This is a genomic window from Streptomyces sp. Ag109_O5-1 (genome assembly GCF_003814875.1).
GTDB lineage: Bacteria > Actinomycetota > Actinomycetes > Streptomycetales > Streptomycetaceae > Streptomyces > Streptomyces sasae.
The window spans coordinates 4,870,351-4,888,029 of the sequence record NZ_RKQF01000001.1 but is presented as its reverse complement, the minus strand read 5'-3'; the positions used below and the strand labels follow the sequence as shown (position 1 = coordinate 4,888,029).

General features: G+C 73.1%; 13 protein-coding genes. 10 read left to right on the top strand and 3 right to left on the bottom strand.

Features of this window, described 5'->3' with window-relative positions; genetic code table 11:
• The first annotated feature begins 79 nt into the window (after window positions 1-79).
• The 7 genes from EDD90_RS22200 (at window position 80) to sucD (ending at window position 10,472) form a co-directional block, all read left to right on the top strand.
• The gene (locus EDD90_RS22200) at window positions 80-1,198 is read left to right on the top strand and encodes an AAA family ATPase (RefSeq protein WP_123974709.1); all 1,119 of its coding nucleotides are present in this window, start codon (window positions 80-82) and stop codon (window positions 1,196-1,198) included.
• Window positions 1,195-3,735, top strand: a complete 2,541-nt coding sequence (locus EDD90_RS22195; RefSeq protein ID WP_123974708.1) for a DUF5682 family protein — start codon at window positions 1,195-1,197, stop codon at window positions 3,733-3,735. The genes EDD90_RS22200 and EDD90_RS22195 overlap by 4 nt, the downstream gene beginning before the upstream one ends.
• Entirely contained in the window at window positions 3,732-4,916 is a 1,185-nt protein-coding gene (locus tag EDD90_RS22190) for a VWA domain-containing protein (protein ID WP_123974707.1), read from the top strand. The genes EDD90_RS22195 and EDD90_RS22190 overlap by 4 nt, the downstream gene beginning before the upstream one ends.
• A gap of 246 nt (window positions 4,917-5,162) precedes the next feature.
• Window positions 5,163-6,056, top strand: a complete 894-nt coding sequence (locus EDD90_RS22185; protein WP_123974706.1) for a hypothetical protein — start codon at window positions 5,163-5,165, stop codon at window positions 6,054-6,056.
• Between the two features lie 230 nt (window positions 6,057-6,286).
• Window positions 6,287-7,921, top strand: coding sequence for a hypothetical protein (locus tag EDD90_RS57475; RefSeq protein WP_260327994.1), 1,635 nt, complete (start codon window positions 6,287-6,289; stop codon window positions 7,919-7,921).
• A gap of 457 nt (window positions 7,922-8,378) precedes the next feature.
• Window positions 8,379-9,560: an ADP-forming succinate--CoA ligase subunit beta gene (gene sucC, locus EDD90_RS22175; protein WP_123974705.1), complete on the top strand. Its 1,182-nt coding sequence runs from the start codon at window positions 8,379-8,381 to the stop codon at window positions 9,558-9,560.
• Between the two features lie 27 nt (window positions 9,561-9,587).
• Complete coding sequence (sucD, locus tag EDD90_RS22170; RefSeq protein WP_123974704.1) at window positions 9,588-10,472, top strand: succinate--CoA ligase subunit alpha; 885 nt, start codon at window positions 9,588-9,590, stop codon at window positions 10,470-10,472.
• A 249-nt stretch (window positions 10,473-10,721) separates the two neighbouring features.
• Here sucD and EDD90_RS22165 read toward each other — a convergent pair whose 3' ends face one another.
• On the bottom strand, window positions 10,722-11,564 hold the full coding sequence (locus EDD90_RS22165; RefSeq protein WP_260327993.1) for a sigma factor-like helix-turn-helix DNA-binding protein: 843 nt from the start codon (window positions 11,562-11,564) through the stop codon (window positions 10,722-10,724).
• A gap of 96 nt (window positions 11,565-11,660) precedes the next feature.
• On the opposite strand from EDD90_RS22165, the gene EDD90_RS22160 reads away from it, so the two are divergent.
• The gene (locus EDD90_RS22160; protein ID WP_123974702.1) at window positions 11,661-13,568 is read left to right on the top strand and encodes a DUF6350 family protein; all 1,908 of its coding nucleotides are present in this window, start codon (window positions 11,661-11,663) and stop codon (window positions 13,566-13,568) included.
• Between the two features lie 22 nt (window positions 13,569-13,590).
• Here the strand turns inward: EDD90_RS22160 and EDD90_RS22155 are convergent, their stop codons facing one another.
• Window positions 13,591-14,331: a hypothetical protein gene (locus tag EDD90_RS22155; RefSeq protein WP_123974701.1), complete on the bottom strand. Its 741-nt coding sequence runs from the start codon at window positions 14,329-14,331 to the stop codon at window positions 13,591-13,593.
• A gap of 357 nt (window positions 14,332-14,688) precedes the next feature.
• Between EDD90_RS22155 and purN the strand changes: the two genes are divergently transcribed.
• Both purN and purH read left to right on the top strand, forming a co-directional pair.
• On the top strand, window positions 14,689-15,318 hold the full coding sequence (gene purN / locus EDD90_RS22150; RefSeq protein ID WP_123974700.1) for a phosphoribosylglycinamide formyltransferase: 630 nt from the start codon (window positions 14,689-14,691) through the stop codon (window positions 15,316-15,318).
• Window positions 15,315-16,880 carry a bifunctional phosphoribosylaminoimidazolecarboxamide formyltransferase/IMP cyclohydrolase gene (purH, locus tag EDD90_RS22145; protein ID WP_123974699.1) on the top strand — a complete coding sequence of 522 codons (1,566 nt, stop codon included), beginning with the start codon at window positions 15,315-15,317 and terminating at the stop codon, window positions 16,878-16,880. Before purN ends, purH begins: the two co-directional genes overlap by 4 nt.
• A 91-nt stretch (window positions 16,881-16,971) precedes the next feature.
• Here purH and EDD90_RS22140 read toward each other — a convergent pair whose 3' ends face one another.
• Window positions 16,972-17,577 carry an RDD family protein gene (locus EDD90_RS22140; RefSeq protein WP_123974698.1) on the bottom strand — a complete coding sequence of 202 codons (606 nt, stop codon included), beginning with the start codon at window positions 17,575-17,577 and terminating at the stop codon, window positions 16,972-16,974.
• Between the last annotated feature and the right edge of the window lie 102 nt (window positions 17,578-17,679).

Genomic DNA, 17,679 nt, shown 5'->3' with positions numbered 1-17,679 from the left:
CAGGTCAGGCCGATTGTCAGTGGCGTGGTGCACGGTGGACACCAGATCCGAACCGGCCGAGCTGGAGGGGGCCTCAGCCATGACTGTGTCCGTGGAACCGACCGATCCGACGACCACCGAGCGTGCGCTGCGACCGCACGCCGAGGACGCCTTCGCCGACGAACTCACGGCGCTGGCCGCGCAGGACGACCGGCCGCGCCCGGCCCGCTGGAAGCTGTCGCCGTGGGCGGTGGCCACCTATCTCCTCGGCGGCACACTGCCGGACGGCACGGTGATCACCCCGAAGTACGTCGGCCCGCGCCGCATCGTCGAGGTCGCCGTCACCACCCTCGCCACCGACCGCGCCCTGCTCCTGCTCGGCGTGCCCGGCACCGCCAAGACCTGGGTCTCCGAGCACCTCGCCGCCGCCGTCAGCGGCGACTCGACCCTGCTCGTGCAGGGCACGGCCGGCACCCCGGAGGAGGCGATCCGCTACGGCTGGAACTACGCGCAACTGCTCGCCCACGGCCCGAGCCGGGACGCGCTCGTGCCCAGCCCGGTCATGCGGGCCATGGCGGAGGGCATGACGGCCAGGGTCGAGGAGCTGACCCGGATCCCGGCCGACGTCCAGGACACGCTGATCACGATCCTGTCCGAGAAGACCCTGCCGATCCCCGAGCTCGGCCAGGAGGTGCAGGCGGTCCGCGGCTTCAACCTGATCGCCACCGCCAACGACCGCGACCGGGGCGTCAACGACCTGTCCAGCGCCCTGCGCCGCCGCTTCAACACCGTCGTGCTGCCGCTGCCGGAGAGCGCGGACGCCGAGGTCGACATCGTGGCGCGCCGCGTCGACCAGTTGGGCCGCTCCCTGGACCTGCCGGCCGTGCCCGACGGCATCGCCGAGATCCGCCGGGTCGTCACCGTCTTCCGCGAACTGCGCGACGGCATCACCGCCGACGGCCGCACCAAGCTGAAGTCGCCGAGCGGCACGCTCTCCACGGCCGAGGCGATCTCCGTCGTCACCAACGGGCTCGCCCTGGCCGCCCACTTCGGGGACGGCGTGCTGCGGGCCGGCGATGTCGCGGCCGGCATCCTCGGGGCCGTCGTCCGCGACCCGGCCGCCGACCGGGTCATCTGGCAGGAGTACCTGGAGACGGTCGTCCGCGAGCGGGACGGCTGGAAGGACTTCTACCGCGCCTGCCGGGAGGTGAGCGCATGACCGACTCCGCGTGGGCGCGGACCGGTCCGCTGCTCCTGGGGGTACGGCACCACGGGCCCGGCTCCGCGAGGGCGGTGCGGGCCGCCCTGGACGCCGCCCGGCCGAAGGCAGTGCTGATCGAGGGCCCGCCCGAGGCCGACGCGCTGATCCCGCTGGCCGCCGACCCGGAGATGCGGCCGCCGGTCGCACTCCTCGCGCACGCGGTGGACGAGCCCGGCCGCTCGGCGTTCTGGCCGCTGGCCGACTTCAGCCCCGAGTGGGTGGCCGTCCGCTGGGCCCTGGAGCACGACGTCCCGGCCCGCTTCATCGACCTGCCGGCCACGCACACGCTCGCGTGGGAGTCGGTGGAGGCCACGGCCGCGGCTCCGGGCACCGACGGCGACGAGGCAGGAGCGGAGGGGACAGCGGACGGGGCGGACGGCACCGGCGAGGCCGACGGCGACCGGAGAGCTGCCGACGCCGAGCCCGACGCCGAGCGGCAGCTGCGTGTCGACCCCCTCGCCGCTCTCGCCGAGGCAGCCGGTTACGACGACCCCGAGCGCTGGTGGGAGGACGTCGTCGAGCACCGGAGCGGGTCGGCGGAGCGGGACGTGTTCGCGCCGTTCGCCGCGGTGGAGGAGGCGATGGGGGCACTGCGGGAGACGTACGGGGGCGGCGGGCGCGACCGGGACCCCGTGCGGGAGGCGCATATGCGGCTCCGACTGCGAGCGGCTCAGCGTGAGTTCGGGGACGCCGTGGCGGTGGTGTGCGGGGCGTGGCATGTACCGGCCCTGCGCGCGAGGAGCACCGTCGCGGCCGACAGGGAGCTGCTGAAGGGGCTGCCCAAGGTCAAGACCGACATGACCTGGGTGCCATGGACCAATCGTCGGCTGGCCCGGGCGAGCGGATACGGCGCGGGCATCGACTCGCCGGGCTGGTACGGGCACCTGTTCCGGGCCCCGGACCGGCCGGTGGAGCGGTGGCTCACCAAAGTGGCCATGCTGCTGCGTGAGGAGGACCGCATCGTCTCCTCGGCCCATGTCATCGAAGCGGTACGGCTGGCCGAAACCCTCGCGGTGATGCGCGGCCGCCCGCTGCCCGGCCTGGGCGAGACGACCGACGCGGTACGGGCGGTGCTGTGCGAGGGCTCGGACGTCCCGCTGGCGCTGGTGCACGACCGGCTGGTGGTCGGGGACGTGCTCGGTGAGGTGCCGGAGTCCGCGCCCGCGGTGCCCCTGCAGCGGGACCTGGCCCGGGAGCAGCGCCGGCTCCGGCTCAAGCCGGAGGCGCTGGAGCGGGAGCTGGAGCTCGACCTGCGCAAGGACATCGACGCCGGGCGCAGCCGGCTGCTGCACCGGTTGCGGCTGCTCGGCGTCGGGTGGGGCGAGCCGGTGCAGTCGAGGGGGAGCACGGGCACGTTCCGGGAGACCTGGCGGCTGTGCTGGGAGCCGGAACTGTCGGTGCGGGTCGCCGAGGCGGGCGTGTGGGGGACGACCGTCGACGGCGCGGCGACGGCCAGGGCCGAGGCCGACGCGGTGCGAGTGACCGCGCTCGCCGATGTCACCGCGCTGGCCGAGCACTGTCTGCTCGCCGGGCTGCCGGAGGCACTGCCGGTGGTGATGCGGGTGCTCGCCGACCGGGCCGCGCTGGACACGGACGTCGGCCATCTCGCCCAGGCGCTCCCGGCCCTGGTCCGCTCGCTGCGCTACGGCGACGTCCGGAGCACCGACACCGGGGCGCTCGCCGAGGTCGCCGCGGGCCTCGCCGAGCGGGTCTTCGTCGGACTCCCGCCCGCCTGCGCCGCCCTCGACGCGGACGCGGCGGAGGAGATGCGGGGCCATGTGGACGCGGTGCACACGGCGGTGGGACTGCTCGACGAGACCGGGAGAGGAGGGACGGCGACCGGGACCGGAGCGGGGACGGCCACCGGGAAGGGGACGGTGGCCGGGAGCGGGACTGGGACTGGGACTGGGACCGAGAACGGGTCCGGATCCGGGGACCGTGGCCTCCGTCGGCGCTGGCGGGCCGTGCTGCGGACGCTGTCCGGGCGGGACACCGTGCCCGGGGTGCTGCGCGGGCGGGCTGTGCGGATCCTGCTGGACGAAGGGGAGCTGGGGGCGGAGGAGGCGGCCCGGCTGATGGGGCTGGTGCTCTCGCCGGGGACCCCGCCGGCGGACGCGGCGGCCTGGATCGAGGGGTTCGTCGGGGGGAGCGGCGGGGGCGGGATGCTGCTCGTGCACGACGAGCGGCTGCTCGGTCTGGTCGACGCCTGGCTGACCGGGGTGCCGGTGGAGGCGTTCACGGACGTACTGCCACTGCTGCGGCGGACCTTCTCGGCGTACGAGCCGGGGGTGCGCAGAACGCTCGGCGAACTGGTGCGCAGGGGGCCTGGGGAGCGGCCCCTAGGGGCGGGGCAGACCGCCGCGGTACCGGGTTTCGGCGCTGAGACGGACACCGGGCGCGCCGACGCCGTACTGCCCGTGCTGCGGCTGCTGCTCGGGCTCGATGGAACCGACGAGAAGAATCCGGACAACGGCCTTGTGGGGGCGGGGACATGACCACGGACGTGAGGGACACCGGCAGCGGTCCGGACGACCCCGCGCGGGAACGGCTGCGGCGGTGGCGGCTGGTGCTCGGGGGCGAGGCCGCCGACGGGACCGGGTGTGCGCTGTCGGGGCGGGACGCGGCGATGGACGGGACGCTGGCCGCGCTGTACAGGAAGGGGGACAGAGCGCAGTCGGGGCGGGAGCGTTCGGCGGGGCTGGGGGCGTCGGCGCCGTCGGTGGCGCGCTGGCTCGGGGACATCCGGACGTACTTCCCGTCCTCCGTCGTCCAGGTCATGCAGCGCGACGCCATCGACCGGCTCGGGCTCGCCGCACTGCTGCTCGAACCGGAGATGCTGGAGGCGGTCGAGGCCGACGTCCACCTGGTCGGCACGCTCCTCTCGCTCAACAAGGCGATGCCGGAGACGACGAAGGAGACGGCACGGGCGGTCGTCCGCAAGGTCGTCGAGGACCTGGAGAAGCGGCTGGCCACCCGCACCCGGGCCACCCTCACCGGCGCCCTCGACCGCAGCGCCCGCATCAACCGGCCGCGCCACCACGACATCGACTGGAACCGCACGATCTCGGCCAACCTCAAGCACTACCTGCCGGAGTACCGGACGATCGTGCCGGAGCGGCTGATCGGGTACGGGCGGGCCTCGCAGTCGGTGAAGAAGGAAGTGGTGCTCTGCATCGACCAGTCCGGGTCGATGGCCGCGTCGGTGGTGTACGCGTCCGTGTTCGGGGCGGTGCTGGCGTCCATGCGGTCGATCGACACCCGGCTCGTCGTCTTCGACACGGCGGTGGTCGATCTCACCGACCAGCTCGACGACCCGGTGGACGTGTTGTTCGGTACCCAGCTCGGCGGCGGTACGGACATCAACCGGGCGCTGGCGTACTGCCAGTCGCAGATCACCCGGCCGGCCGAGACCGTCGTCGTCCTCATCAGCGACCTCTACGAGGGCGGGATACGGAACGAGATGCTCAAGCGGGTCGCGGCGATGAAGGCGTCGGGGGTGCAGTTCGTGGCGCTGCTCGCGCTGTCTGACGAGGGGGCGCCCGCGTACGACCGGGAGCACGCGGCCGCGCTCGCGGCGCTGGGGGCACCGGCGTTCGCGTGCACGCCCGATCTCTTCCCGGAGGTGATGGCGGCGGCTATCGAGAAGCGGCCCATACCGGTTCCGGACGCCGTGTGAGGACTGTGAGGCCGGATCCGGCGGGGGACTTGTCGACTCAGCGATACCCGACTCCGAGTGTTATAACGGACATGACTACCCATCGGTAACGGGGGGCTTGCGCGACCTCGGGAGTCCCGTGCAAGGATCGATGTCTCCACCGGTCTTTCACCGGTCTTCACGCCGTTGCGTTCCCTCTGCTCTGTTCCGCCGCACGGGAGGACCCTCCCCGTCTTGACCTCGCCAGCAGTTCTGCCCGGTGCCGCCATGCGTGTCTTGCGCACGGTGGCGGGACGGCGTGCGCTGCAACTGGCGCTGCTGGTCGGCGGACTGCTCGCGCTCGGCTTCTTCTGCGGGGAGCAGGCGCAGGCGGCGGAGGGGGTGTCCTCGACACCGTCGTCGACCTCGGTCGTGACGTCGATCGTGACCCGGAAGGTGCCGCTGCGGGACCTGGTGACGCCGCACCGGCCGCACAAGGCGGCCGCCGCGCGGAAGCCCGCCACCGTGGCGGCGCCCGTGGTACCGGTGGCCGACGTTCCGGTGGCCGACAAGGCGCTCGGGGTTCCCGAGGTGCGCAAGACCGTCCGTTCCGTGACCCGGACGGTGACCTCGACGACCTCGACCGTGACCCGCTCGCTCGACGAGACTGTGCGCCAGGTGTCGGAGCAGTTGCCGGCCGAGCTGCCCGCGCTGCCCGTCACGCCGGTGGTGCAGGTGCCGGAGCTCCCCGTCGTCTCCGAGCTGCCGGGCGTGTTGCTCCCGGCGCCGGTCACGTCGGCGCCCCGTCCCGCGCAGCCGCGGACGACGGTCACGCATGACGCCGGGCACGGGAAGCCCCGTACGAAGGCACCGGCGACCACCGCTGTGTCGTACGGGCCGCGGATCGCCGTCGTGCCCCCTGCTCAGGGCGGGGCGCAGCGCGCCGCCGTCCACCGTGCCGTCGGCACCACGGACGCTCCCACCCGTCCCGCGCCCGCCGGAGACCCGGACGGTGCGCTGGGCAAGTCGGCGGTCGACGGCACCGCCTCGCGGCACGCCGACGCGTACGCCGTGACCTTCGCCGGCCGGGCGCCGCTGCGGCTCGTGCCCGGTGCCGCCGCGCGCGTCGACGCGGCCGGGACCCGGGACATGTTCCGGGACATCCCCGTCTTCCCCGGCTAGGACCGGCGACCCCCTTCCCTGCCACGGACCTGTCGCGCGGGGGCGGAACAGGTCTGCCCGTCCGTCCGGACCCCCAGGATCCCCCCTTTCGGATCCCCCTCCGTCGGATCCCCCTCCGAACGCCTCCGGACGGCGATGTCCCCAGCCGCGCTTCCGGCACCACCGGAAGCCCTCCCGGCTCCGCGTCCGCGTCCCGAACGCACCGGAGCCCCGAAGGATCTGACGCACGCATGAACAAGAACATCCGCCGCTCCATCGTCATAGCCGCAGGAGTGACCGGCGCGTGGGCGCTCGGCTCGGCCGCGGCCAGCGCCGACGAACTGCCCGCCGCGTCCGTCTCCGCACCGGACGCCACGGATGCCGGCACCGGCGGCATCACCGGCACCCTCACCGACACGGTCGACGGCGTCGTGTCCGACGTCACCGGCACCGTCACCTCGACGGTCGCGGACACCACAGCGAAGGCGACGAGCACCGTGCAGGACATCCAGCGGTCGGCCCAGACCTCGACCGGCACCACCGACCAGGCCGGTCGTGCCGCCGCCTCCAGGATCAGGGGCGGCCAGGCCATCAAGGGCGCCCAGGCGGCCCGTGCGGCGAAGGCCAAGGCCGAGGCGAAGGCCAAGGCCGAGAACGCCGAGAACCAGGTCCGGGCGGAGGCCGCGCACGCCGCCCAGGCCGTGCACACCGCCCACCACACGGCCGCCGAGGTCGCCGCGACCGCCACGGACACCACGTCCCCGGCCGTTCCCCAGGACGACATCGACTACCTCTTCGGCCCCCTCGCCTCCTTCGCCCCGGAGGTCGAGCAGGCGCTGGCCGCCGTCCAGACCAAGCTCCAGGCGACCCAGGCGGCCGCCCGCACCCAGGTGCAGGGCGTCGACGGAGCCGTACGGACCCAGGTGCGGCGCACGGTGGCCGGCGCGGGCCGTACCGCAGGTCCCGTGACCGCCACGGCCGGTCAGGCGGCGGCCACGGCCGGCCAGGTGACGACCGTCGCCGACGCCGCCGTGGCCGCCGTTCCCGCGCACGTCACCGGCACGGTCGGCGGGGCCGGGCAGCGTGTGGTCGGCACGGTGCGGGCCGTGCCCGGGACGCTCACGCCGGTCGTCACCGGCACGGCCGCCGCCGTCGTCCCGCCGGTCGCCTCCGACGCCGTGCACGGGGTCCTGCCGGTGGCCGGATCGGCGGTCGGGGACGTGCACGGCGCCGCCACCGGCGCGGTGGCCGGGGTGGTGCCGGTCGCCGAGGGCGCGGCCGGCGGAGTCGGGGGCACGGCCACCGTCGCCGTCGCCGCCGTACTGCCGGTCGCCGAGCACGCGGTGACGGGCGTCCACGGCACCGCCACGGAGGCCGTGGGTGGCGTCCAGAGCGTCGCCACCGGTGCCGTCGGCGAGGTGTACCCGGCCGTCGCGGACGTGCCGCCGTACGCCACCGGGCTGGTCGGGGAGGTCACCCAGGACGCCGTCGGCGCCGTGCTGCCGCCCGTCGCCGCGACCGCCGTGCACGGGGTCGTGCCGGTCGCCGGGCAGGCCGTGGCGGACGCCCGGGCGCTGGCGTACGGCGCCGTGGGCGACGTCCGGCCGGTCGTCGGTGCCGTGCCGCCGCTCGCGTACGGGGTGACCGGACACGTGACCACCTATGCGGAGGACCTGGCAGGACCCGTCCTGGGCGGCGCCGAGGCGCTGGCGTACGGCGCGGTCGGCGACGCGCAGCCGGTCGTCGCGGCCGCCGTGCCGCTCGCGCAGGACGTGACCGCCACCCCGCTGGCCGCGCACGCGGTCGCCGGGGTCCGGCAGGTCGCCGACTCCATGACCCCGGGGTACGTCCACGGCCCGCAGGCCGCCCGGACCTACTCCGTCTGACTCCGGGGGGCGGCCGCGCCCGGACGACCGAACACCGTCGGTCCGTCCGGGCCGGAGCCCCGCGGATCCGGCCGGTGATCCCATGGGGACGGTGATCGCCGGCCAAGCCTCCAGGGCCGTTCCTTAAGGCCGGCCCTGGGGCCTGAGGCCTCACCGGGCCAACCCCGGCCCGGTGAGGCCTCGCACTTCGTCCCGAAGGCACCCCAAAGGCGCCTCAAGACGGCACGCCGTGCCAGAAAACCGCTGGATACCCGGCATCATGTGACAGGTATCACCGCTCAGGTGTGACCCTCGATTTAGGGCGCCCCCGCAACCGGCGATAACCTGCGAGACGGACATGCCGCGCGCTCGGACACCGTGTGCGCTTCCCCTGTGACCCATGCGGACGTCACGTTGCCCTTCGCGGCACGCCCACGCATCCAACGAACCGCGAGATCACTGATAGGGACGGAAGCGCGTGGACCTGTTCGAGTACCAGGCGAGGGACCTCTTCGCCAAGCACGATGTACCGGTGCTGGCCGGTGAAGTCATCGACACGCCTGAGGCGGCGCGCGCGATCACCGAGCGGCTGGGCGGCAAGTCCGTCGTCAAGGCGCAGGTGAAGGTCGGTGGCCGCGGCAAGGCCGGTGGCGTCAAGCTGGCCGCCTCCGCGGACGAGGCCGTCGCCCGTGCGACGGACATCCTCGGCATGGACATCAAGGGCCACACGGTCCACAAGGTGATGATCGCCGAGACCGCCCCGGAGATCCTCGAGGAGTACTACGTCTCCTTCCTCCTCGACCGTGCGAACCGCACCTTCCTCTCCATCGCCTCCGTCGAGGGCGGCATGGAGATCGAGGAGGTGGCGGCCACCCGCCCCGAGGCCGTCGCCAAGACCCCGATCGACGCGATCGACGGTGTGGACCTGGCCAAGGCCAAGGAGATCGTCGCCGCGGCGAAGTTCCCGGCCGAGGTCGCCGACAAGGTCGCCGACGTCCTGGTCCGCCTGTGGGACACCTTCATCAAGGAGGACGCCCTCCTCGTCGAGGTCAACCCGCTCGCGAAGGTCGCCTCCGGTGACGTCATCGCCCTCGACGGCAAGGTGTCGCTGGACGACAACGCCGAGTTCCGCCACGCGGACTGGGAGGAGCTCCACGACAAGGCCGCGGCCAACCCGCTGGAGGCCGCCGCCAAGGAGAAGAACCTCAACTACGTCAAGCTCGAGGGCGAGGTCGGCATCATCGGCAACGGCGCGGGTCTCGTCATGAGCACCCTCGACGTCGTCGCCTACGCCGGTGAGAACCACGGTGGCGTCAAGCCCGCCAACTTCCTCGACATCGGCGGTGGCGCCTCCGCCCAGGTCATGGCCAACGGCCTGGAGATCATCCTCGGCGACCCCGACGTCAAGTCGGTCTTCGTCAACGTCTTCGGTGGCATCACCGCCTGCGACGAGGTCGCCAACGGCATCGTCCAGGCCCTCAAGCTCCTCGAGGACCGCGGCGAGAACGTCTCCAAGCCGCTCGTCGTCCGCCTCGACGGCAACAACGCCGAGCTGGGCCGCAAGATCCTCACGGACGCCAACCACCCCCTGGTGCAGCGCGTCGACACCATGGACGGCGCGGCCGACAAGGCCGCCGAGCTGGCCCACGCCGCCAAGTAAGCACTCAGGACGAGGACACAACACACCATGGCTATCTGGCTCAACAAGGACAGCAAGGTCATCGTCCAGGGCATGACCGGCGCCACGGGCATGAAGCACACCAAGCTCATGCTGGGCGACGGCACCAACGTCGTGGGCGGCGTCAACCCGCGCAAGGCGGGGCAGACCGTGGACTTCGACGGCACCGAGGTACCGGTATTCGGTACGGTCGCCGAGGCCATCGAGAAGACCGGCGCCAACGTCTCCGTCATCTTCGTGCCGGAGAAGTTCACCAAGGACGCGGTCGTCGAGGCCATCGACGCCGAGATCCCGGTCGCCGTCGTGATCACCGAGGGCATCGCCGTGCACGACTCGGCGTCGTTCTGGGCGTACGCGGGCAAGAAGGGCAACAAGACCCGCATCATCGGCCCGAACTGCCCCGGCATCATCACCCCGGGCCAGTCGAACGTCGGCATCATCCCGGGCGACATCACCAAGCCGGGCCGTATCGGCCTGGTCTCGAAGTCCGGCACGCTGACGTACCAGATGATGTACGAGCTCCGTGACATCGGCTTCTCGACCGCCGTCGGCATCGGTGGCGACCCGATCATCGGCACCACGCACATCGACGCGCTCGCCGCGTTCGAGGCCGACCCCGAGACCGACCTGATCGTCATGATCGGCGAGATCGGCGGTGACGCCGAGGAGCGGGCCGCGGACTTCATCGCGAAGAACGTGACCAAGCCGGTCGTCGGTTACGTCGCGGGCTTCACCGCCCCCGAGGGCAAGACCATGGGCCACGCCGGCGCCATCGTCTCCGGTTCGTCGGGCACCGCCCAGGCGAAGAAGGAGGCCCTGGAGGCCGCGGGCGTCAAGGTCGGCAAGACCCCGACCGAGACGGCGAAGCTGGCCCGCGAGATCCTGGCCGGCTGAACAACTGCGTGACTGTAGGTCGGTAGGCCCGTTCCGGTGAGTGGGGGCGGGTCTACCGGCCTTGACGCTAGCCACGCTGGATGGGTGCCGCCCGCGCCCACCCGTGCCGCCCCAGCGGCACGACTGCCCGCGGCTGGATGAAAGACGCGGCTGGGAAGCGCCCCATAAGGGGCGCGGGGAACTGCGCGACCGGCCCCCACCGGCCCGCAGCCGACGTCCTGCCTCGCCACCGGTACCAATCCCGACGGTCTACCTCGCCACAGGCACCAACCTCTCCGGCCCCTTCTCGGCCGCCCCGCGGAGCTTCGCCTGCAACGCCCGCTCCCCGGCCGACAACGGCCCCAGCCCCACCTCCGCAGGCACCCCGCTGATCGCCTGTGCCGGGCCGATCGGTGCCTCGTAGTGCGTCGGCGCCGTCCGCAGCGTGAGGGTGGTCGCCGCGACGATCGCCGCCGTGAAGGCGAGGGCGGACCGGGTCCAGAACCGGGTCCGGCGTTCCGCGTACGTACGGACCGACGGCGGCTGAGCGGCACGCAACCGCTCCGCCGAGGCGAGTTCGGTCAGCCGCCGGTGCAGCTCCGCAGTGTCCGCCAGTTCCGGAACCCGCGCCGCGACCTCCCGGCGCGCCCGGGTGAGCCGGCCCGCCGCCGCCGGTGTGCTCGCCTCCGTCTCCGCCGCCGTCTCCGGCAGGTCGAGCCCGACGCCGTCGTACAACAGCAGCGTGCGGCGGTACGTCGGCGGCAGTTTCAGCAACGCGTCCAGCAGGGCGCGGTCGGCCGCGTCGGCGGGTGGGGGCTCGGGGTGCCGGTAGCGCAGCCGGAACCGGTGCCAGGGGGAGAGCGCGCACTCGTGCGCCACCGCGCGCACCCAGCCGGCCGGGTCCCGGTCGCGGGCCACCTGCGGCCAGTTCTGCCAGGCGAGTTGGAAGGCCTGCTCGACGGCTTCCCGCGCCAGCTCCCGGCGCCCGGTGAGCAGATAGGTCTGCCGTACCAGGGCCGGGGCGCAGAACGCGTACAGCGCGTCGAAGGCCTGAGCGGGCGTCAGGGCGGTAGCCGGTACGGCCTGGTCGGCGTGGGCCGGGCTCTGCGTCACTTGGCGTACCTTCCTACGAAAAAGCACATAAACATATATTGAGCGACACTTCGGTGGTTCGCCCGTTACGACGGGAAAGCGCGTGTCGTTGGGAGCATGGCGGTCGTGATGAACATGACCGTCCGCCGACCGTCGTTCTCGGCCCTGCTCACCCGGCTGCGCGACCGTTCCCCCGGGTTCGGCGCGAGCCTCCTGGGCGGCGCGATCGCGGCCGGGCTCGGACTCGGCAGTTTCTCCGTGCTGGTGATGGCGCTCTGGGTCAGTTCGCCCTATCCCGACAGCGGTCCGGGCGGCGCGTTGCATCTCGCGGCGGCGCTGTGGCTCCTCGCCCACGGTGTCGAACTGGTCCGTATCCACACCCTGTCCGGGGTGCCGGCGCCGGTCGGGGTGACGCCGTTGCTGCTGCTCGTGGTGCCGGCGCTACTGGTGTACCGGGGTGCGCGGGAGGCGGTGGACGCCCCGGACGGCGCGGGTGCCTACGCGCCGCCGGTCCGGGCCCGGACGGCGTGGACCGGCGTGGTCACCGGCTACCTCGGTGTCGGCGGCTGCGTCGCGCTGTACGCGTCCGGCGGTGAACTGCGGCCGGTGTGGGGGTGGGTGGCGGTGTGTCTGCCGCTGCTCGCGACGGGCGCAGCGGGCGCCGGGGTGTGGACGGCGTACGGCCGTCCGCGCGAGCCGCTGCCGAGTCTGGTCCGGGTGTTGCCGCGGGCGGTACGGCGGCTGCTGCTCGGGCGGGACACCCGGGTGCGGTGGGGTACGGCCGTCCGCGCGTCCCTGGCCGGAACGGTCGTGTTCTTCGGGGGCGGGACGACGCTGCTCGTGGTGTCGCTGGTGGGGCACGGCGACGCGACGCGGGCTTCCTTCCTCCAGCTGACGGCGGGCTGGACCGGGCGCTGCGCCGTCCTGCTCCTCTGTGTCTGTCTCGTCCCCAACGCGGCGGTGTGGTCGGCGTCGTATGCCGTCGGCCCGGGCTTCGCGCTCGGCGCCGGGCATCTCGTGAACCCTCTGGCCTCCGACCGGGCACCGTTGCTCCCGCCGTTTCCCCTGCTGGCGGCCGTGCCGGTGAACGGGCCCGGGACACCGGTGAACTGGCTGGCCGGGGCGGCGGTACCGGTGGCGGCCGGGGTGACGGTGGCGTGGTTCGTGGTGAAGAGGGCGGCCGAACGGCAGTGGACGACCGGGCGCACGGCCGGGGTGGTGACGCTCGCGGCACTGCTGTGCGCGCTGCTGCTCGCGGCGCTGGCCGGGCTGGCCGGCGGCCCCATGGGCGTCTCCGGGCTCACCCGCTTCGGCCCCGTCTGGTGGCAGACGGGCACGGCGACCGCCGTCTGGCTCGTCGGCGTGGGGGTGCCGGCGGCCCTGGCGGTGCGGAAGTGGCGGGGGCGGGGCACCGCCTCGCTCGCGGCCTGGCTGGGGTTCGGCAGCACGACGACGGCGGAGGAGCGCGCCGCGGAGAACCGCGCCGCGGAGAACCGCACCGCGAAGAGACGGACCGCGGAGAGGCGGGCGGCCAAGCGGCGGACGGCGGAGCAGCGGACCGCGGAGAAGCAGGCGGCGAAGAGGCGGCGGGCCGAGAAGCGGGCCGCGGAGAAGCATGCGGCCAAGAGGCAGCGGGCGGAGGCGGCCGAGAGGCGGGCCGCGGAGAAGCGGACCGGTGTGCGGTCGGAGCCCTCCACCCCGGTCGCGTCGGCCGCACCCCTGCCCGGCCAGGGCGACGGCGACACGTTCGAGGAGAGGTACGAGGCGCTCCCGGCCGAGCCGTACCCCGTTCCGCCGGTCCGGCCCTTCCCAGCTTTCCCCGCCGACCCCTACGGCGTACCGCCCGCCGAGCCCCGCGAGGCGCCGTCGGCCCGTGACCCCTACGCGGCCCTGTCCGCCGAGCCCGGCACACCCCCGCCCGCGGCCCCGCTGCCCGATCCCTGGCAGGACGAGGTGGCGCGCAGGGCCAGGTGGGAGGTGCTGCGGGAGGTCTCCGAACCGGGCGAGGGCGTGGACGGCTCCTGACCACGGGGCCTCGTCCGGGCCGTCAGCTGTTCGTGCTCCCCATGAAGGGCCGCAGCTCCTTCGGCAGCAGATGGTCGCAGGACTGCTGGGCCTCGTTGGTGAGGGCGTCCGTGACGCACGTGTAGTAGTCGCGGTAGACCAGCTGGGCCGTGAAGCTCGCCGCCACCAGGGCCAGCGCCAGGGACGCCGTGACCAGGCCGCTGATCGCCGCCGTCGTCTGGGGGCGGCCGCCTGCGGCCTCGTCGGGGTTGCGCGGCTTGGCGCGGAGCGCGCTGACGCCCCAGTAGATGGCCAGCGCGCCGAGCAGCAGCGCGACGTACGGCCAGCTGAAGAGGGCGAAGAAGAACGCCCACATCCCGCACAGCAGGGCGTACCGCGCCCGGCGCTGGGTCGGGTCCGTGGGGTCCCAGCGCATGCCGGGGCCGGGGCCACCGGGGCCACCCTGGCCGTCGCCCCCCGGGCCGCGGCCGGGACGCTCGCCGAAGCCGCCGGACTGCCGGCCGGGCTGGCGGTCGCTCCACTGGCTGCCCCAGGGTGACTGCTCGTCGCGGTCACCGGCGGGGCGGCGCGGCCGCCACGGGCTGTCCGGCGTGCCCTCCGGCGGCGGGGCGAAGGGGTTGTCGTCCTGCTGGTCGCTCTTCGGCCGGTCCGAGGGCGCGTCCGGCGGCGAGGCCGGCCGCTCCCGCAGCAGCACGGCGAAACGCGTCCCTCCCTGCACCGACTGCGGGGGGAGCAGGCGAAGTCCCAGGCTGCGGTCCGGCATCAAGTGAGCGTCTTCCCCTAGATCGATACGACTGATGAATACGGCGGATGAATGCGACTGATGAACACGGCTGGCGAATGCTGACGGATATGGCGGATCGATACGGCGGATGAAACGGCTGGTTACCTCGTGAACGTGCCGTATCCCGGACACGTTCCCGTCGCGGTACTTCCCAGACGCTACCTTCCGGCCACGCCCCCGTCCCGTGGGGGCCGCCCGGTGTGCCGGTATCGTTGCTGACGGTCGGCCGCTTCGTAGACTTCCCCGTATCCGGGGGCGCGAAGCACTCGTACGAATGTACAAGCGCCGTACGGGACCGGCCGCCGTACCGACGCTCCCCCGAGAAAGGGCCCCGCCGTGGCCGCCAAGCCCGTGGCCAAGCGCCTCGTCGTGCTGGTCTCCGGATCCGGCACCAACCTCCAGGCGCTCCTCGACGCCATCGCCGAGACCGGGGCGGAGGCCTACGGCGCCGAGGTCGTCGCCGTCGGCGCCGACCGCGACGGCATCGAGGGGCTCGCGCGTGCCGAGCGCGCCGGGCTGCCCACCTTCGTGACCAGGGTGAAGGACTTCGGGAGCCGCGAGGAGTGGGACCGGGCGCTGGCCGACGCCGTCGCCGCCCACGAACCGGACCTCGTGATCTCCGCCGGGTTCATGAAGATCGTCGGCAAGGAGTTCCTGGCGCGGTTCGGCGGGCGCACCGTCAACACGCACCCCGCGCTGCTGCCCAGTTTTCCGGGAGCCCACGGCGTACGCGACGCGCTCGCGTACGGCGCCAGGGTCACCGGCTGCACCGTCCACTTCGTCGACGACGGCGTCGACACCGGGCCGATCATCGCTCAGGGCGTGGTGGAGGTCCGGGACGAGGACGACGAGAGCGCTCTGCACGAGCGCATCAAGGACGTCGAGCGAAGGCTGCTCGTCGAGGTCGTGGGGCGGATCGCCCGCAACGGCTATCGCATTGAGGGACGAAAGGTAGTTATCCAGTGACCGCCGAGAGCAACAAGCGGCCCATCCGACGGGCGCTCGTCAGCGTCTACGACAAGACGGGCCTCGAAGACCTCGCGCGCGGGCTGCACGAGGCGGGCGTCGAGCTCGTCTCCACCGGCTCCACCGCCTCCCGCATCGCCGCCGCCGGAGTCCCCGTCACCAAGGTCGAGGAGCTCACCGGCTTCCCGGAGTGCCTGGACGGCCGGGTCAAGACCCTGCACCCCAAGGTCCACGCCGGCATCCTCGCCGACCTGCGCCTGGACAGCCACCGCAAGCAGCTCGACGAGCTGGGCGTGGCCCCCTTCGACCTCGTCGTCGTCAACCTCTACCCGTTCCGCGAGACCGTCGCCTCCGGTGCCTCGGCCGACGAGTGCGTCGAGCAGATCGACATCGGCGGCCCCTCGATGGTCCGCGCCGCCGCCAAGAACCACCCCTCGGTCGCCGTCGTCACCAGCCCGGCCCGGTACGCCGACGTCCTCGCCGCGGTCGCCGAGGGCGGCTTCGACCTGGCCACCCGCAAGCGGCTCGCCGCCGAGGCCTTCCAGCACACCGCGTCGTACGACGTGGCGGTGGCCTCCTGGTTCGCCTCGGAGTACGCCCCCGTCGACGAGTCGCAGTTCCCCGACTTCCTGGGTGCCACCTGGGAGCGCGAGAACACCCTGCGCTACGGCGAGAACCCGCACCAGCCCGCCGCCCTCTACGTCGACGCCGCCGGCGGCGGCCTCGCCAAGGCCGAGCAGCTGCACGGCAAGGAGATGTCGTACAACAACTACACGGACACGGACGCCGCGCGCCGTGCCGCGTACGACCACGACGAGCCGTGCGTCGCGATCATCAAGCACGCCAACCCCTGTGGCATCGCGGTCGGTTCGGATGTCGCCGAGGCGCACCGCAAGGCGCACGCCTGTGACCCGCTGTCCGCGTTCGGCGGCGTGATCGCCGTCAACCGGCCGGTGAGCAAGGAGATGGCGGAGCAGGTCGCCGAGATCTTCACCGAGGTCATCGTCGCGCCCGACTACGAGGAGGGGGCGCTCGAAGCCCTCGCCAAGAAGAAGAACATCCGCGTCCTGAAGGCGCCGGGCGCCCCGGCCAACCCGGTCGAGGTCAAGCCCGTCGACGGCGGTGTGCTGCTCCAGGTCACCGACCGGCTGCAGGCCGACGGCGACGACCCGGCCAACTGGACCCTCGCGACCGGCGAGGCGCTGAGCGCGGCGGAGCTGGCCGAGCTCGCCTTCGCCTGGAAGGCCTGCCGGGCCGTGAAGTCCAACGCCATCCTGCTCGCCAAGGACGGCGCCTCGGTCGGCGTCGGCATGGGCCAGGTCAACCGCGTCGACTCCGCGAAGCTCGCGGTCGAGCGGGCCGGCGAGGAGCGGGCGCGCGGCTCCTACGCCGCCTCCGACGCGTTCTTCCCCTTCCCCGACGGCCTGGAGATCCTCACCGCGGCCGGTGTGAAGGCCGTGGTGCAGCCGGGCGGTTCGGTCCGCGACGAACTCGTCGTCGAGGCCGCGAAGAAGGCCGGCGTGACGATGTACTTCACGGGGACGCGGCACTTCTTCCACTGAGTCGCGGACGCGTAGGCGCAAACACCAGGGCCGTGTCCCCCCGGAAAGAGGGGGACACGGCCCTTGGAGTGCGGTCCGGCGGTTCAGCCGCTCAGTTGCTGCGGATCACGATCGTGCCGCAGACCTTGTCCGCGAACGTCTGGCGCTTGGCGTCCCACGCCGGCCACAGGTAGCCGAGGTAGCAGGGCAGGCCGTCCAGGATGTGGGCCAGCTGGCGCACGAACGCCATGCCCGCACCGATCGGCTGGCCCGTCTCCTCCTTGAGCGTGCGGGTGCCGACCGCCTTCTTGCCCAGGGTCTGACCGGTACGCCCCTCCAGGATGACCTGGTAGACGAACAGGCCGATCAGGCCGAGGAAGCCGATGATCGTCAGCGCGGGGGTCTTGTTGCCGGCGCCCACGATCACGAGGATGTACGGGATGCCGTACAGCAGCCCGTCGATCAGCTTGCTCAGGAAACGCCAGCCCCAGTTCGCGTACGGCGGCGTCGCGCCGTAACCCTGCTGCGGGTAGCCGTAGCCGCCCTGCTGGGGGTAGCCGGGCTGCTGCTGGGGGTAGCCGTAGCCCTGCTGCGGCGGCACGCCCTGCGGGGCCTGCTGGTAGCCGGGCTGGCCCTGCTGGGGGTAGCCGTAGCCGGGCTGACCCTGCTGCGGGTTCTGAGGCTGACCGTAGGGGTTGTTGGGCGAGCCGAAACTCATGGCGGTTTTCCTCCGTTGGACCTGCGGGGACGACGCGGACAAGCACGGAGGTACGTCATGATCTGAGCGGTTTGCCCCCCACCGGACCGCGATACTGCGCCG

Coding starts and splice junctions, on each gene's coding strand:
- EDD90_RS22200 (WP_123974709.1), top strand. CDS start 80: ATGACTGTGTCCGTGGAACCGACCGATCCGACGACCACCGAGCGTGCG.
- EDD90_RS22195 (WP_123974708.1), top strand. CDS start 1,195: ATGACCGACTCCGCGTGGGCGCGGACCGGTCCGCTGCTCCTGGGGGTA.
- EDD90_RS22190 (WP_123974707.1), top strand. CDS start 3,732: ATGACCACGGACGTGAGGGACACCGGCAGCGGTCCGGACGACCCCGCG.
- EDD90_RS22185 (WP_123974706.1), top strand. CDS start 5,163: ATGCGTGTCTTGCGCACGGTGGCGGGACGGCGTGCGCTGCAACTGGCG.
- EDD90_RS57475 (WP_260327994.1), top strand. CDS start 6,287: ATGAACAAGAACATCCGCCGCTCCATCGTCATAGCCGCAGGAGTGACC.
- sucD (WP_123974704.1), top strand. CDS start 9,588: ATGGCTATCTGGCTCAACAAGGACAGCAAGGTCATCGTCCAGGGCATG.
- EDD90_RS22160 (WP_123974702.1), top strand. CDS start 11,661: ATGGCGGTCGTGATGAACATGACCGTCCGCCGACCGTCGTTCTCGGCC.
- EDD90_RS22155 (WP_123974701.1), bottom strand. CDS start 14,331: ATGCCGGACCGCAGCCTGGGACTTCGCCTGCTCCCCCCGCAGTCGGTG.
- EDD90_RS22140 (WP_123974698.1), bottom strand. CDS start 17,577: ATGAGTTTCGGCTCGCCCAACAACCCCTACGGTCAGCCTCAGAACCCG.